The 16,118-nt window shown below is 52.0% G+C and carries 11 protein-coding genes and 1 pseudogene; 3 read left to right on the top strand and 9 right to left on the bottom strand.

The annotated features are described in order from the left end of the window. Positions 1-3: 3 nt before the first annotated feature. Entirely contained in the window at positions 4-822 is an 819-nt protein-coding gene (locus BZG14_RS01880) for an aldo/keto reductase (protein WP_077607848.1), read from the bottom strand. A gap of 289 nt (positions 823-1,111) precedes the next feature. On the opposite strand from BZG14_RS01880, the gene BZG14_RS01875 reads away from it, so the two are divergent. Next, positions 1,112-1,609, top strand: a complete 498-nt coding sequence (locus BZG14_RS01875) for a GNAT family N-acetyltransferase (RefSeq protein ID WP_077458229.1) — start codon at positions 1,112-1,114, stop codon at positions 1,607-1,609. 100 nt (positions 1,610-1,709) lie between these two features. Then, the gene (locus BZG14_RS01870; protein WP_077607821.1) at positions 1,710-4,025 is read left to right on the top strand and encodes a methyl-accepting chemotaxis protein; all 2,316 of its coding nucleotides are present in this window, start codon (positions 1,710-1,712) and stop codon (positions 4,023-4,025) included. Positions 4,026-4,079: 54 nt separating this feature from the next. Here the strand turns inward: BZG14_RS01870 and mukB are convergent, their stop codons facing one another. Genes mukB through cmoM form a run of 4 tightly spaced genes read right to left on the bottom strand, consistent with a single transcriptional unit; the run spans position 4,080 to position 11,410 of the window. Further along, positions 4,080-8,531, bottom strand: coding sequence for a chromosome partition protein MukB (gene mukB, locus BZG14_RS01865; RefSeq protein ID WP_077607820.1), 4,452 nt, complete (start codon positions 8,529-8,531; stop codon positions 4,080-4,082). After that, entirely contained in the window at positions 8,528-9,259 is a 732-nt protein-coding gene (mukE, locus tag BZG14_RS01860; RefSeq protein WP_077458237.1) for a chromosome partition protein MukE, read from the bottom strand. The genes mukB and mukE overlap by 4 nt, the downstream gene beginning before the upstream one ends. Continuing rightward, complete coding sequence (mukF, locus tag BZG14_RS01855; protein ID WP_077458239.1) at positions 9,240-10,604, bottom strand: chromosome partition protein MukF; 1,365 nt, start codon at positions 10,602-10,604, stop codon at positions 9,240-9,242. The genes mukE and mukF overlap by 20 nt, the downstream gene beginning before the upstream one ends. Further along, positions 10,601-11,410: a tRNA uridine 5-oxyacetic acid(34) methyltransferase CmoM gene (gene cmoM, locus BZG14_RS01850; RefSeq protein WP_077607847.1), complete on the bottom strand. Its 810-nt coding sequence runs from the start codon at positions 11,408-11,410 to the stop codon at positions 10,601-10,603. Before cmoM ends, mukF begins: the two co-directional genes overlap by 4 nt. Positions 11,411-11,525: 115 nt before the next feature. Between cmoM and elyC the strand changes: the two genes are divergently transcribed. Beyond that, positions 11,526-12,299, top strand: coding sequence for an envelope biogenesis factor ElyC (elyC, locus tag BZG14_RS01845; RefSeq protein WP_077486085.1), 774 nt, complete (start codon positions 11,526-11,528; stop codon positions 12,297-12,299). 86 nt (positions 12,300-12,385) lie between these two features. On the opposite strand, the gene kdsB is transcribed toward elyC, so the two are convergent. The 4 genes and pseudogenes from kdsB to msbA form a co-directional block, all read right to left on the bottom strand. Next, on the bottom strand, positions 12,386-13,153 hold the full coding sequence (kdsB, locus tag BZG14_RS01840; RefSeq protein WP_077607819.1) for a 3-deoxy-manno-octulosonate cytidylyltransferase: 768 nt from the start codon (positions 13,151-13,153) through the stop codon (positions 12,386-12,388). After that, the gene (locus tag BZG14_RS01835; protein WP_046073143.1) at positions 13,150-13,332 is read right to left on the bottom strand and encodes a Trm112 family protein; all 183 of its coding nucleotides are present in this window, start codon (positions 13,330-13,332) and stop codon (positions 13,150-13,152) included. Before BZG14_RS01835 ends, kdsB begins: the two co-directional genes overlap by 4 nt. Beyond that, a pseudogene (gene lpxK / locus BZG14_RS01830) lies at positions 13,313-14,337 on the bottom strand (tetraacyldisaccharide 4'-kinase). Before lpxK ends, BZG14_RS01835 begins: the two are co-directional and overlap by 20 nt. A gap of 2 nt (positions 14,338-14,339) precedes the next feature. Then, positions 14,340-16,094, bottom strand: coding sequence for a lipid A ABC transporter ATP-binding protein/permease MsbA (msbA, locus tag BZG14_RS01825; RefSeq protein ID WP_069362522.1), 1,755 nt, complete (start codon positions 16,092-16,094; stop codon positions 14,340-14,342). Positions 16,095-16,118 lie beyond the last annotated feature (24 nt).

Genomic DNA, 16,118 nt, shown 5'->3' with positions numbered 1-16,118 from the left:
CCATCAGTGCTCACGCGTGAGGTTGAGGTCATAAGCCGCTTTGGCAGCTTTAACGCGTTCAATATTCCCCGAGCCAATAATCGGCAAAGGTTGAGACGGATGACGCATCACCCAGGCATAAATCACCTGATCGATCGTCGCACCACCTAGCTCTTCGCCAATAGCATGCAAGGTATCACGTACCCGTACAGCCTGCTCAGACTCACCGTTAAACATCTCGCCGCCTGCAAGGCAAGACCACGCCATCGGTTTAATACGCAACCGCTGTAACTGATCCAGCGTACCGTCATGCACCACATCAAACCGTAGCGGGTTGATTTCCACTTGGTTGGTCACCAAGGATTCATCCCAACGAGACTGAAGCAGGTCGAACTGTGAAGGCGTAAAGTTAGAGACACCAAAGTGCGCCACCTTGCCGTGGTGGCGCAGCGTCGTGAAGGCTTCAGCCACTTCATCTGCATCCATTAACGCATCAGGACGGTGGAGCAGTAACACATCCAGTTTTTCTACGCCCAAGCGTGACAAGGAGTTATCCACCGACGCCAAAATATGCCGGTAACTGGTATCGTAATGGTTGATTTTACGGTTTGGGGCCGCCTCACTGACCAAATTGATATCGCATTTCGACACCACTTGGATATCATCTCTGACGCTGGGGTCAAGCTTCAGCGCTTGGCCAAACAGTGTCTCACAGCGATAATCGCCGTAAATATCCGCATGGTCGACCGTGGTAATACCTAAGTCGATGTGCGCCTTAAGAAAGCTTAAGCGCTGCTGCGGCGTCATTTGCCAATCATCCAGCCGCCAGTAACCTTGCACCATGGGCGAGAAAAACGGACCGACTGGAGAAATAGATGTCGCTTTAAACTCTGACAAAACGGATCCTTTATGCCGAGAACTAGAAACCTCATGCTAATCCGATCTTCCGCCACCCTCAATGCCTTATCGAGCATTTTGTTAGCCTAACAGTGCGTGCGTTTGTTTTCGCGCAAAAGACAGCAACATTTGGGTATTAAATGCACGACAAGTGTCTCATTTATCACCAACACTTGGCGAATGCGTTGAACTTCGTTATCTTATATCGCGCAAAAAAAGCGAAAAGGAAGCGAAAATGCTTATTCGACGCATGGAATTGCGTGATTGTGACGCGATCAATACGATTTATAATTATTACATTACACACACTGCCATTACGTTTGACTTGTGCCCATGGCCATTAGCTGAACGTGAACAATGGTTTGCTCAGTTTGATCCGTCCTCCTGCTATCAAGCCTGGGTGGCAGAGCAAGACCAACAAATCCTTGGCTTTGCTTACAATACGCCTTTCAATCCCAAGCAGGCTTTCCACATCGCCTCAGAAATCACCATTTATGCGGCCCCCGATGCCGGTGGCCGTGGGGTTGGTTCGGCATTAATGCAAACCTTGCTCGACGGAATGCGCGATAAGGCCCTGCGCCGCGCCTATTCTCTCGTCACGCTACCTAACCCAGCGTCATTAGCATTGCATCGTCGCTTTGGCTTCCAACAAGTTGGACAGCTAAATGATGTCGGTGAAAAGTTTGGCCAATACCACAGTGTGGCCATGCTAGAGTGCGACCTGACGGTTTGAGCATGTTATTTCCCTATCGAATAAGCCCCCACCTCCACTTTACGCCAGTAAGGTGCCTTGATTTGATGCCGTCATAACGACGTTTCAGGAGTTTAGTAGTATGAAAGTTCGCACCAAGGTTTCTGCGGCGATCATCTCCGCCTGTGTTATTTGTATTGTCGCCACCGCCGCGGTGTTGGCAAACCGAACCACCACACTGTTTGGCGATGAAATGCGAGAGCAGGCCATTAGCCAGCTCAAAGCCGTACGCGAAGCCAAGCACTCTGAATTAACCAGTTATTTTTCATTTATCGGCCAACAATTAACCTCAATGGCCGACTCCACCATGACCGAAAACGCGGTAACGTCTTTTAGCCAAGCTTATCGACGCTACAGCCGTGAAGTCCGCACTGATAGAGCGGCCCGGCGCGCGCTGCAAGACTACTACACYGACACCTTCGGCGATGTTTACCAAGCGCGCAACGATACCAACGCCAATGCACGCTCCAACCTCGCAGCGCTCGCCCCTGCCACGCGGACACTGCAGCAATTTTATATCAGCGGCAGCCCCCATCCTTTGGGCGAGAAAGACAAGTTGGTGACCACCAATGATGGCTCCACGTATGACAAGGTGCACACTCAATATCACCCTAACTATCACCGCTTTGCCGAAACGTTTGGCTACCAAGATATCGTGTTAGCCGATGCCAATGGCCGTATTGTCTACTCGGTGGCCAAAGAGATTGACTTTGGAACCAGCTTATTTGCGGGTCCCTACGCTACTAGCGGCATGGGTGATGCCTTTTTAGAGGCGATTGATGCAAAAGCCGGCGCCATCAGTTTTGTGGATTATCGCCCTTACTTTCCCAGCTACGATGAACCGGCCTCATTTATCGCCACCCCTATCGTCGAGAACGGCGAAACGCAGGGCGTACTCATCTTTAAATTGCCGATTCAGCGTTTAAGTGGCGTGATCAGCAGTCAAGGCCAATGGCAGTCAGCAGGCTTTGGACAAAGCGGCGAAATGTTTATGGTCGGGCCTGATAACGTCCTTCGCACCGAAGCGCGCGCTTTACAAGAGGACAAATCTGAGTATTTACACTTGTTGCGCACCAATGGCGTCAAACCCGATTTGATTCGCCGCATTGATTTCACCGATACCGCCGCGGGCCAAATGCCCATGGCGTCGCAAAGCATTACCCAAGCGCTGGCAGGCGAAACGGGCACTGGCAAAGAGCAGAGTTATCGCAACCAAACCGTCTATACCGCTTACTCACCGATTGATGTCTTCGGCAAGCGCTGGGCGCTGGTCAATCAAATCAGTCAACAGGAAGCGCTATCACAAGTGGCGACCATGCAGGGTACCATTCTCAAAGCGACGGTGATTACCTCATTGGTGTTAGTGGTTGTCGCGATCGTGATTGCCTATATTCTCGGTGGCAATATTGCCAAACCCATGATTGCGGTCACTACACGTATTAAATCCATTGCAGAAAATAAAGACTTAACCCAACGTTTACCCGATAGCGGTAAAGACGAAATGGCACTGCTCGGCCGCTCGCTCAATGACATGTTCGCGAGCTTCCAACAGGTGATTCAAGAGGCGCACCAAGCTTCTGGGTTACTCGGCCAAGCCTCTAACGACATCAATCAAGATGTGGTAACCATGCGCGATCGCGTGACCGATCAGGTCAAGCATACCCATCAAGTTGCCTCAGCAGCGACAGAAATGGCTACCTCCGTCACAGATGTTGCCCAGTATGCAGATCAAGCCTCCACCGCGTCTGATGACATCACCCAAGCCGTCAACAAAGGCTCACGAATTGGTGACGACCTGGTTGCGCAAATCCGTACCTTGTCATCGAGTATGGACGCAGCCACCGCCACCATGGGGCGTTTATCGCAACAAAGCGAAGAAATCGGCACCGTACTGGATGTAATTCAAGCCATTGCCGAGCAAACCAACTTGTTGGCACTGAATGCGGCGATTGAAGCGGCGCGCGCGGGCGAGCAAGGCCGTGGGTTCAGCGTGGTCGCCGAAGAGGTACGCACCCTCGCCTCACGTACCCAAGACTCGACCGAAAGTATCCGCGATAAAATTGCCGCATTACGTCAAGAGACGCAGTCAGCGGTGGCAGATATGGATACCACCAGCCAAACCGTTGAGACCTGTGTGGACTATTGTCAGCAAAATAACGCTGCGCTGGTTGATATTGCCAACATGGTCACCGAAATCAATCAGATGACCTCACACATTGCCAATGCTACCCAGCAGCAAACACAAGTGACGACAGAAATCAGCGAAAGCATCACAGACATTGCACAATCCGCTGAAACTGTCTCGCAGCGTACACATGACACCGCCGAAACCGTCACTGGCTTAAGCCAACGATCAGCACGCCTGGCTGACACTATCGGTCATTTTAAAACCGACTAAAACGCAAAGGGGTCAGCCTTAAGGCCGACCCCTTCTTTTCACCTTGACTGACGATTACTCCATCACCGGCTCGCGATCGAGCTCCCGACGCTTCTCTTCACCAAAGCCGCGTAAGCCCACGACATGGACGTGTTCGCGATCGTTGAAGATTTTACGCACCAGTTTATACGTCGTCCCTTGCTCTGGGCTGATGTTTTCCGGTGCCGCAATCAACAGCTGCATATCCAAGCGATGACACAACTCAAACAAGGTCGAGATCGATTTAGCATCCAAACGCGCGGCCTCATCCAGGAAGAGTAAGCGACAAGGGATCACATCTTTGCCTCGCAGTCGGCGTGATTCTTCTTCCCAGCTTTGGATCACCATCAGCAAGATTGCCTGCCCAGTACCAATCGCTTCGCCGGTCGACAACGCGCCGGATTCCGCCTTCAACCAGCCGTTAGTGCCACGATTCACCTCAATGTCTAATTCGAGGAAGTTGCGATAATCTAACAACTCTTCCCCTAAGGTCTGTGGCGCACGTTGCCCCATTTCAATATGCGGGTTTAAGCGCTGGAACAGTTTAGCCATCGCTTCCGAAAACGTCAGGTTTGGATTACCAAATAAATCTTGGTGCTGGTCAGCATGTTCAGCCAAGCCCATCAGCAACTGAGCATGGGTTTCACGGATAGACACATTCAGGCGCACGCCTTGCACTTGACCAAAGCCTACGTTCTGAAGCCCTTGGTTAAGCATGCGGATCCGGTTTTGTTCGCGCTGAATCGTCTTGCGAATAATATTAGCTACCGACTCGGAGCTGATCGCCAAGCGTTGTTCACGCTGCGTAAGCTCTTCAGTAAGACGGGCCAGTTCGACTTCCATTTCCTCAATCGCTTCGACCGGATCATCGGTGCGAATGATATCGTGACGGATACGTTCACGCAGATGCTGATACACAGCCACGTAGAACAAGACTTTACGCTCTGGTCGTCCAACATCTTCAGACGCCCGCAAGGCATCGCGCAAGGTTTCGTTGTCAGCAACCGCCAGGCGCAATGCCCCCAAGGATTTATCTGATAACGAACGCAACTCGTCAGCAGACATATACGCCATTTCTCGACGATGCAGCTGTTTTTCTACTCCATTGTCGCGCGCGATGCGCAGAACGCTGCACCAGCCCGCTTTGGCGTTGACCACAAACTGACGCAGCTCTTTGTACTGCTTAAGCAGTTTACGCAGCTCTTTGGTCAGGGATTTGGTCTCCATCTCCAGCGATGTGATACCGCGGGAAAGCTCGCTATGGCGCTGCCGCGCCTGATGCATTTGCTCGTACAAAGCATCACGACGACTTTGCGCACGCATTAGGGCGTCTTCATCCGCTTGCACACCTAACTCACTAAGCTCACGCTTAAACTCGTTCAATGTCTCTTGCTTAGATTGATGGGCGCTTTTGAGCGACGCGAGCACCTGATGATATTGGCTATTCTGCGACTGAATTTGCTTGAGCGATTCACGCTCACGTTGGCGCACCTGCTCGGCGTCTTTGAGTTTGGCTTTAAGCTGTTCGTTAAGCTCACTGCTTTGCGTCAGCATGTCTGACGCATCTTGATAGGCAAAATGCGGACGACGCTCCGCTAAATCGGCAACAGCAAACACTTGCTGCTTAATCACCTGTAAGGTGTCATCCGCCTCTTGGTAGGCCTGTTCTAGTTTATCAAATTGCTCAGGGTCACTATCGAGTGTTGCCAAGCTACTTTCCAATGCGGCCAAGGTTTCACCATGTTGTTGGATAAAGCCTTGTGCTTCTTTGGCGGCCTCTACGCGCTCAACCGCTGCTTGCACGCGCGCGTCGAGATTCTCCTCTGTGAGCGCGTCGGCACAGTAGCGAAGCTTATCGAGAATTTGTAGCACTTGCTGACAACGCGCCACCGCCGCCTCGTGTTGTGCCAGTACATGCTTGGCTTCGGTTATTGCCCGCTGAGTCTGCGCACGTTTCTCGCGGCAAGCGGCGATCGCCTGTTCAGGATCGGGCTCAAACGCCACCGTGAGATGCTCAGCAATAAATTGGCTAAATGCGTGTGACAAGCGTTGCCACTTTTGTACATCAAAAGAGGCTTTGGCATGCTCTTCCACCAATGCCTCTCGTTGTTCACGTAGCTGCTCAAGGCGGTGCTCACGGGCAGCACGACCAAACAAAGGCGTAGTCGGGAAGCGCGAATAGCGCATTTGCCGATCGTTTAGGTGTACACACACGGCACCCGACAGCTCTTGGGCATCAAACACGCTATCATCAAACGCGTCGGCATCCCCCTCAATGATGTATAGATCATCGGGGCAAGCGTCCAAATCCGTCAGCTTATCCTTTACGCCTTTAAGATCAGGCACCACGATGGCATGCCGCGCCGGGCCATAGAGTGCGCTGAAATAAGGAGCATCATCGAGCGTGATATCATCATAAATTTCAGAGAGTAAAGTACCACCCAGGGTGTCGGCGAGGCCTTGCAATTGCGCATCGTCGCTGCCACCTGGCTGCGCTAATTGCTCAATCGCTTGCTCAATCTCTGCTTTTTGTTTACTCAGCTGATCTTGGTGCTGCGTGCGCGTGCGTACCGCCTCATGCGTGGCATGCATCGCCTCCATCACCGCTTGACTGTCCACCAAGTTTTTTTCAGTTTGGCTTTCCAGTTTGGTCAAGGCGTCATTGGCCGCAAACCAAGTCGGTGCTTTTAGCTCAAGATCTTGGATTTGCGCGTCAACCGCATCCTGTGTCCGCGCGAGCTCACGCAGTTGCTCAGCTTGGGTGTCTTTTTCCTCTTGTCGCGCGTCGCGTCGTGCTTGCTGCAGCGCGGCGGCTTGCTCGACCGCGTCACTGTCAGCCAGCGATTCGCCTGTTAGGTCCTGATATTCCGACACGAACTGGCTCGCTTGCTGATATTGCTCAGCCCGTTGGCTCAGTTCACGCTGCTCATACTGGCGCTGCGTTAGACTGTCGGCTAGATAGCGACGCTCTCTGCCCAGCTCAACCCAGCGCTTGGCCGCCTTGCCAGCCTCAGCACGGGGCACAGAGGGATCAAGACGGTGCAAAAGATGCAAGCCCTGTTCAAACTGATTGGCCGTCGCTGACGCCAAATCGCGTTTATGCTTGAGTGACAGTACGCAATCGGTTTGTTCAGACTCTTGTGCTTTTAACGCGTGTAATCGTGTCGTGGCCTCGTCTGCACTGAGGGTCTCATCGCCAGTGAGGCGACGCGCGGTTTCCAAGGCATTGAGGGCTTGTTGGTACTGCAGGGAACGCGTTTGTTGCGTGTTGAGTGCTTGTTGGTAGTCAGCAAGCTGAGTCTTGAGACTATCCACTTCCTCTTCACTTTGTGCCGCACGCAATTCAGCTTCAGCAAGCTGCTCTGTGGCCTCTTCCACCACCATGATTTGCTCTTCCAGCTTTTCAGAAAGATCGAGTAAGTCTTCCTCGTAACGCTGAATCTTTTCTTGTTGGCGCATCGCCGATTGCACCAACTGCAGATGATCAGCCGCCGCTTGGTGATCTTGTTCGAGGTGATCTTGTCCCGCCTCTAACTCGGCTAATTCTGCGCGCATGGTTTCCGCATGCTGCTGCTTTTGCTGCAACGTCTGCTGGGCAGCGTTCAGCTCCGCCCGCAACGACAGCGCTTGCTCAAGCTTACTACGACGCTCATTGGCATGGCGCATATAGTCCGAGGCCACATAATGGGTCGCTTCGGTGATCAAATGCTTAAACAAGTCACGGTCGCGCTGCGTCAGCTTGATCGCCTCTAGCGTCATACGGTTTTCTTTCAGCGCCACTTCCATATCTTGGAAGGCTTTTTTCACGCCGCCATTTTGTGGCAACAAATACTCGCGCAACGACTTGGTGATCGCGCTGGAAATACCGCCGTAGAGTGACGCCTCAATTAATCGATAAAACTTGCCTCTGTCTTGCTGGGTGCGCAGCTTTTTCGGTAGCACGCCAAACTCAAACATTTGCGCGTGATAGTCGGTGACCGAGTTAAAGGCTTTAAAGTGCGCGGTTTCATACTCACCCGCCGCCTCTTTTACCTCGTTAAGCTGACGGACTCGCGCTTGACCGTTATTTAAGGTCTCGACCAACACATCGGTCGGCGCCACAGAAGAAGGCAAGCCTTGTAAAACGAACGGCTTGATATCCACCTTCTTATCACGCCCCGCCACTTGTTGAAGACGCACCCCAAACAACACCCGCTGTTGGCGTGAATTCACCACATCCAAGGCGGCATAACAGGCACCTGGCTGCAATTTACCGTGCAAGCCCTTATCACGAGACGCGCTCGAGCTGCCTGCCTCTGTGGTGTTACGGAAGTGCAACAGGGTTTGGTCAGGGATCAATGAGGTGATAAACGCTGCCATAGTGGTCGACTTACCCGCGCCATTCCCGCCTGATAAGGTGGTGACAAGGGAGTCAATATCAAAGGTTCGGGCAAAAAAGCCGYTCCAGTTCACCATGGTGAGTGAGTGATACTTACCGCGCTGACTCATACTGTCGGCTCCTCCGTTGTCTCTGTATCGGCATTGTCTGCGTCTTCATCCGAGTGATCATCGAGCAGGCTTGATTGAATATGCGCTTGGCTGTGCACCACAGCTTCCCCGTCACGAATCAGACGCAACTGGGCTTCTTGTGGAGCGTCCCCGGCTCGTACATCGGCACCAAAGCGGAACGTCGCTTCACTGACGCGGAATTTACTGCCTTCACCGATAGGTAAAATCATCCCAAGACGACGCAAACGTCGCAGCGAGGTTTTCACTTTGTCGAAAAGCTTTTCACGGTCAAGATCTGAGCCGGTGGCACGATGCGTGACCAACTTCATCAGTTTTTTCTCATCCGCCAACGCCAGCAGCTCATCAAACAGCTCTTGGGTGGTAAAGATCCCCTCTTGTGCCAAGCGCTCTGGGCTTAAATACAGAAAACACAGGACTTTGCCAACCAGCATATCCAGTTCAGACAACACGCTGCGCCTAATTAAACTGGTTGAACGCGGGCGAAGATAGAAAAAGCCCTCTGGCGCCCGCACCAATTCAGCGTTATAACGCTGGTAGAAAATATTCAGCGCTTGCTCGTATTCCATCAGCAAGGCGTGGTTATCCAGATCGTCGCTGGCAATATGGCGGCCAGCACGCAATGCACTGTCCAACGCCGGGAACAAAGGGTTAGCAATGGCTTTGGCCAGCCCTTCTGGCATTGGCTGTTCAGTATTTATCGATGACATTCGCTTGTACCTTAGCTCCGAAGTCGTTAATCGCCTGCCAATCAGGCTGAATCGCGTTAAGATCAGATTGGGAGTAGCCCATGCGGACCGCTTGGTTGATCACTAAGCGCGCGAGATCAAAATGGCGAGCTTGTGGATGCTCGGCTAAGTAATCTTTCAGAACACGACCCAAGTCGATCGCTTGTCCGGTTTCTCGATGGCGGTTGAGCATCTGTGACACTGCCTGTGAAAGGCCATCGTCAACCACACTTAATTGTTCAAACGCCACCTCTTCTGGCATCTCGCCCGTGACTTCATCGTCACGTAACACCAGCGCTTCATCGCGCGTATCACGCAGTCGCTCCGCATCGGCGTAAGTCAAAAACCAAGGGATATCAAAATAGTCGGAGACCGACTGGCGCAAACGCTGACTGAATGCACGGTTTTTATCCATATCAATCGCGGTACGAATAAATTTATGCACATGGCGGTCGTAACCTATCCATAAATCGATGGCTTGCTGCCCCCAGTTCACGATACGGTCCAGTTTCATCTGCAAGCTGTATACCATGCTATCGACGAAATCGAGGTCATCACGGCCGCGAACCACTTCTTGGATCTCCAGCAGCTGGCTTTGAAGCTCATCCCCCGCCGCCTGCAGTGTTTCTTGCAACTCTTGCAAGGTGCTCGAGGTTTCGTTGAGCAAGTATTCGCAGTTAGCGATTGCGGCTTGCCAGTCCTGGGTGAGGAGCGCGGCAATGTCTTCTTTGACCTGTTGCTGCTGCTCATCCATTACCCGCTGGTTAAGATCGATGCGGTCAAAAATCTCGGCGACCGAGTACTTCAGCACGCCATAAACGTTATGGCGCCAAAAAGTGGCATCCCCATCTTCTTCCGCCGCTCGGCGCGCCTTGGCAATTTCATCGGCCACCATGGATAGCTGTACTGAAAGCTTTAAGGTCGAGTACTCACGATGACGGGCGTAATAATCGGCAATACCGAGCGCCAATGGCGTGAGGCGGTAAATGCTGTCGCCATCAGTCATTTCACTGGTAAACCGACTTAGCAGTCTCGCTTGTACCATTTCGTTGATGGCATTGTTGGCGCGGAAGGCAACATTACCAAGACTGCCTCCTTCATCGTTGGTAAACTGCTCGCTCACCAACCGAAAGACGTCCACGAGTTCGTGTTCACTCAACTCATCTTCTAGTCGTTCCTGGCTCATCACCGCCATTGCCAGCAAGAATGCCAAGCGCTCCGGCGGCAGGTTTAACCCCAAGCCACTTTGTTTTACCCAACTGACCAACTCAGGTACTGTCTGAGCGTCGTCTGCCCAATGCTGGGAAGACTGAGCCTGATCACTCATCCGTTGTCCTTGTTTTCATCTTGATTGCTTGGGGCATGATGTTGGCCCCAGACATGAATATATCGCCCAAGAGACACAAACGGCTCTTGGCGGCAAAGCTGTTGCTCTAATGCAATAACTTGCTCAAAGGTAAAATCACCAATGTTGGTATCACGCATATAATCGTGAAAGGTGCGTACGCCTGTTTTACCTTTGAGGGTAATGTCACTGTCTTGCATCCATTGATAGACACTCTCGGGGTGCAAACCTTTGGGTGGCTGAAGTTTAAACCGCTTGCGATGCGGCATGCCTTCCTCAACATGGGTGAGGTTACCGCACACAAGATTCTTGAAGAGCAACCCGGTTTGGTTATAGAACATCACTGACGCCATCCCACCCGGTCGCAAGTGCTTGAGCAAGTCTTTCAACACCTGCTCCGGTTCAGCAGTCCACTCCAATACCGCATGGAATAAAATCACATCCGGTGGCTCGCTCAAATATTCGCCAATCGTCTGCGCCGAAGAATGAACCAGCTGATACTGCGCAAGTAAGCCCTGTTGTTCAATCTCCTGACGGGCTAAGTCGAGCATTTGCGAAGAAAGATCACATAAAGTGACCCTGTGACCACGCGCCGCCAAGTGCCGAGACATAGGGGCAACCCCACCACCCGCATCTAAAATATGCAGGGTCTGCTCAGGCGGGAAACAGTGCAGGATCTGCTCTATGTCCTGCCAAACAACCGCTTGGCGGATTTCGCCTTTGCCCGATCCATAAATGTTTTTAACAAATTTGTGGGCAATGTCGTCGAAATTTTTATCCTCAGTCACAATGGCATTCGTTATCATTGAGTGGTAGAAAGGCATATTCTGTCACAAGCCTTACGTTAATAAAGGTTTATGGCACTATTTGTGCCTCGTTTGACTATATTTCGGGCGACATTGCATGTTTGAATTAAAAAAACTTATCTCAACCTTGATAATGCCCTTGCCCGCGCTGCTGTTGTTGGGTCTTTTCGGGCTATGCCTGCTTTGGTTCTCTCAGCGTAAAAGGCTGGCATCTTTTGTTATCTTCGTTGCGTTTGCTGGGATTTTTCTCACTTCGTTTCAACCAGTCGCCTCGGGGCTCCTTCGTCCACTTGAGCGTCAATACACCGCGTTTCTCCCTACGGAAAAACCGGTAGACTTTGTAATGGTACTGGGCAACAGTCATGTGGTCGATGACGCTATCCCCCCAACCTCTGAGCTTTCTCGTGCGGCGTTAATGCGCCTGGCAGAAGGCATCCGTATTCACCGAATGTACCCCACTTCCAAGCTGATTTTGTCAGGCTATGACCATGGTTATGAAGTCAGCCATGCGCGTATGTTGGCACGAGTCGCAATGGCATTGGGGGTCAATAAAAACAGTATCCTGTTGCTTGAAACCGCCAAGGATACGTGGGAGGAAGCCTACCAAGCCGCATCGGTGGTTGGGAGTAGTAACCTAGTGCTCGTCACATCCGCGGCACACATGGATCGTGCCGTCTATGAGTTTCAAAGCGCTGGCCTCGATCCCATCCCCGCACCGACTAACTTCATGGCGCAAAAGCAAATTAAGCAGCCATGGATAAAATACGGTCCACGTGCGCAATACCTCGAGCAGTTCGAACGCTATTGGCACGAGCGATTGGGACAAGCATGGCAACGGCTCCGTGACTTTATCGCTCAGCCGACCAATTAAGCTCATCAACGCGCATCACCCACCAAAAAAGCCGCGATTGATTCGCGGCTTTGTTATTTTCATTCGCAGCAGGCGTAAAATTGCGCCTATGCGTTGCTATCGACGGCTAAATAGGCGCGCACTGCCTCTAAGTCTGCTTGGGTATCAACGCCATGCGGCGGCGTCTGTGTGGCAACGGCTACATGGATCTTCTCGCCATGCCACAATACGCGCAACTGCTCTAGCGATTCAATCTTCTCCAACGGGCTCGGTGTCCAGTGGATGTAACGGCTGATAAATCCTGCACGATAGCCATAAATACCAATGTGCCGCAGCAATGCTTGCGGGATCTCAGGTGATTCAGCCTCGAAGTGGGTGCGATCCCACGGAATCGTGGCGCGGCTAAAATACAAGGCAAACCCTTTTTGATCCGTCACGACTTTGACCACATTGGGATTGAACACTTGCTCTTGGTCATCAATCGCAACCGCCAAGGTGGCCATCGGTGCCTGATCATTCTGACTGAGGTTCTCCGCCACTTGACCGATTACCGCAGCGGGGATCAAGGGTTCATCGCCTTGCACATTAACGATAATATCATCATCAGCAAAGCCATAGCGTTCAACAACCTCGGCCAAGCGCTCAGTGCCAGACTCATGGTCGGCACGTGTTAAACACACTTCTCCACCAAAGGCTCTGACCGCCGCCTCAATACGCTGGTCGTCGGTGGCAACAATTACCTGAGTGGCACCCGCCGCTTGGGCGCGCTCATAAACGTGTTGGATCATTGGCTTACCGGCGATATCAGCCAACGGTTTACCCGGCAAGCGGCTTGAGCCAAACCGCGCCGGGATCACCACATAAAACGCGCTCATCCCTGGACCTCTTCCAATGACATATCACGAGCTTCTGATTCAAGCAGCACAGGGATACCATCAATAATGGGATAAGCGACACGATCAAACTTACAAACTAACTCATTGTTATCGCGCTGATAATAGAGTTTGCCCTGGCATGATGGGCAGGCCACAATTTCAAGCAGACGGTGATCCATAGCGTTCCTTTATTTTTTATTCGCGTTTGTTTGCAAACGTTCTATCTTGGCGAGTACGGCCTGAGCTGCCTCGTCAGGCAGCCGCGCCTCTACCGGTAAATACCACCAGTTATCTTGGGCGATCCCTTGGTATTTTACCGCATCTTTTTCTGTCATCAGTAAATGTTGCCCCTTCTTGCTCAACCTGTCCAGCTCGTCGGCGTTGAGGGTTTGATGATCGTTAATCCCTTGGCTATAAACAGGTGTCACGCCCATTTGCTGCAAGGTGTTAAAAAAGCGGGGTGGATGGCCAATCCCAGCAACTGCCACCACTTGCGGTAGCATTGAGGCTTGGCAGCGTTGTCCCGTACGTAGGTTAACCGCCAAGCCAGGGACCAGATGCATCCCCCACTCTTGGCCTTGTGGTGTACCACCGTTAGTGACCAACATATCGACGCTCTCAAGCCTATCGAGTGATTCACGCAAGGGTCCCAGGGGCAGATAGTGACCGTTACCAAACCGACGCTGACCATCGATGATCACGATCTCTATGTCTCTATCCAGCTGGTAGTGCTGAAGGCCATCATCCGTGACCACGATATCGACACCTTCTTGCAGGATACGTTTAACTGCCTCGCTGCGGTTGGGGTCAACACAAACCGGCACCTGAGTGCGGCGCGCAATTAATACTGGCTCGTCTCCCGCCGTGCGCGGTGGCGTGGTTTGGCTGAGTAATAGTGGATACTGCTCAGATTTTCCGCCATAACCGCGTGACACTACCCCTGGTCGGTAGCCATGCGCTTTGAGTTGCTCCACCAACCAAATCACAAACGGGGTTTTGCCATTGCCGCCAATCATGATGTTCCCCACCACGATGACCGGCACTGGTGACGAATAGCGCCGTGTTTTGCCGCGTAAATATTGACGACGGCGATGGCGCGCCACGAGGCCAAATAAGGCGCTAAGCGGCCTTAATAATATCGACCATAGTGGGCGTTGATGACCAAACCACAGTTGCTCTAGCATACTCAGTCACCAAACTGAATACGGTGAAGTTGTGCATAAGCACCGTCACGTTCAAGGAGTGCTTGATGACTGCCTCGTTCGACGATCTCTCCTTCATCCACAACCAGTATCTGATCGGCATCTTCAATGGTCGACAACCGGTGTGCAATCACCAACACAGTACGATCTTTTTGCAGCTCATCCAATGCCGCCTGAATCGCACGTTCAGACTCGGTATCCAGTGCCGACGTGGCTTCATCCAGGATCAAAACGGGCGCATTACGTAGCAAGGCACGCGCAATAGCCAAGCGTTGGCGCTGTCCGCCAGACAAGCTCACCCCGTTTTCACCAATCATGGTGTCATAACCGTGGTCAAGCTCTCGAATAAAGTCATCCGCGTAGGCAAGTTTCGCGGCGTGCTCTATTTGCTCACGGCTGTATTTATGTTCTGCGGCATACGCGATGTTATTCGCCACCGTGTCATTAAACAGGTGAACRTTTTGCGACACCACYGCGACATGCTGACGCAAATTACCCAGGGTATAGTCCTCAATCGGGACGCCATCGAGCGTAATCGCGCCACTGTCTAGTTCATAAAAACGGGTTAACAGGTTAGCAATGGTGCTTTTTCCTGACCCTGAACGTCCCACCAGGGCTAGGGTCTGACCCGCTGGCAGCTCAAAGCTGACATGATTTAGCGCGGGTGCGTCGCGAGTGGGATAGGTGAAGACCACATCCTCGACCTTAATGTCGCCACTCACTTGCTCCACCGCGTGTGTCCCGGTGTCTTTTTCCGTTTCCAGCTCCATCAGGTTAAATAAACTGTGGCAGGCCGCCATCCCGCGTTGGAACTGAGAGGTCACGTTGGTCAAGGATTTAAGTGGGCGCATCAGACCAAACATGGCACCAAACACCACCGCAAAGGTACCTGCGGTCAGCTCAGAGCGAATCGCCTCGGTGTTGGCCAAAATCAGTACCACCACCAATGCCATGGAGGCAATCAACTGGATCACCGGGTTGGCAATCGCTTGTGCGGACACCAGCTTCATGGTCTGCTGGCGCATACGATTACTGACTTTCTCAAAACGCGTCTTTTCAACGTCTTGGCCACCGTAACTTAACACTACTTTGTGCCCTTTAAGCATTTGCTCGGCGGAGCTAGTCACCGACCCCATGGCATCTTGCATATTGGAAGAAATGCGACGGAAGCGCTTAGAGACGATGCGGATAGAAATCGCCACCACTGGCGCAATCACCAGAAGAATAGCGGAGAGCTGCCAGCTTGACCAAAACATCAACGCCATCAAACCGATAATGGATGCCCCTTCGCGCACCAAACTGACCAAGGCGCTACTGGTCGCTGACGCGACTTGTTCTGAGTCATAGGTAATCCGAGAAAGCAGAGCCCCGGACGACTCTTGGTCAAAAAAGCTGACGGGCATTTTCATAAAGTGATTGAACATCCGGCGGCGCATGGTCATCACCACATGACCCGACACCCAAGATAAGCAATAAGCGGACACAAAGCTCGACAAGCCACGTATCACCATGAGTGCGACCAAATAGACAGGCATCCATTTGAGGAAATCGCCTTTGACATCGTCATAAGTAAAGCCTTGGTCAAGCAGAGGCTTTAGCATTGAGAGCATCAGGGTGTCACTGGCGGCATTAATCACCAAGGCGATAATGGCAACAATCAGCCCTACTTTATAGTTGGCAATGTAGGGCCACAGCTGCTTAAACGTCTGCCAGGTCGTTTTATCTTGATATTCGCTCATTAAAATCGTTTAGATGTGTTAAAC

The sequence above is a fragment of the Salinivibrio sp. IB282 genome, from assembly GCF_001995685.1.
Classification (GTDB): domain Bacteria; phylum Pseudomonadota; class Gammaproteobacteria; order Enterobacterales; family Vibrionaceae; genus Salinivibrio; species Salinivibrio kushneri.
This window is presented reverse-complemented; position numbering and strand designations above follow the sequence as displayed.

Bases quoted from the DNA above. Each gene is read 5' to 3' on its own strand.
- BZG14_RS01880 (WP_077607848.1), bottom strand. From the start codon at position 822: ATGGTGCAAGGTTACTGGCGGCTGGATGATTGGCAAATGACGCCGCAG.
- BZG14_RS01875 (WP_077458229.1), top strand. From the start codon at position 1,112: ATGCTTATTCGACGCATGGAATTGCGTGATTGTGACGCGATCAATACG.
- mukE (WP_077458237.1), bottom strand. From the start codon at position 9,259: ATGTCATCGATAAATACTGAACAGCCAATGCCAGAAGGGCTGGCCAAA.
- mukF (WP_077458239.1), bottom strand. From the start codon at position 10,604: ATGAGTGATCAGGCTCAGTCTTCCCAGCATTGGGCAGACGACGCTCAG.
- elyC (WP_077486085.1), top strand. From the start codon at position 11,526: ATGTTTGAATTAAAAAAACTTATCTCAACCTTGATAATGCCCTTGCCC.
- kdsB (WP_077607819.1), bottom strand. From the start codon at position 13,153: ATGAGCGCGTTTTATGTGGTGATCCCGGCGCGGTTTGGCTCAAGCCGC.
- BZG14_RS01835 (WP_046073143.1), bottom strand. From the start codon at position 13,332: ATGGATCACCGTCTGCTTGAAATTGTGGCCTGCCCATCATGCCAGGGC.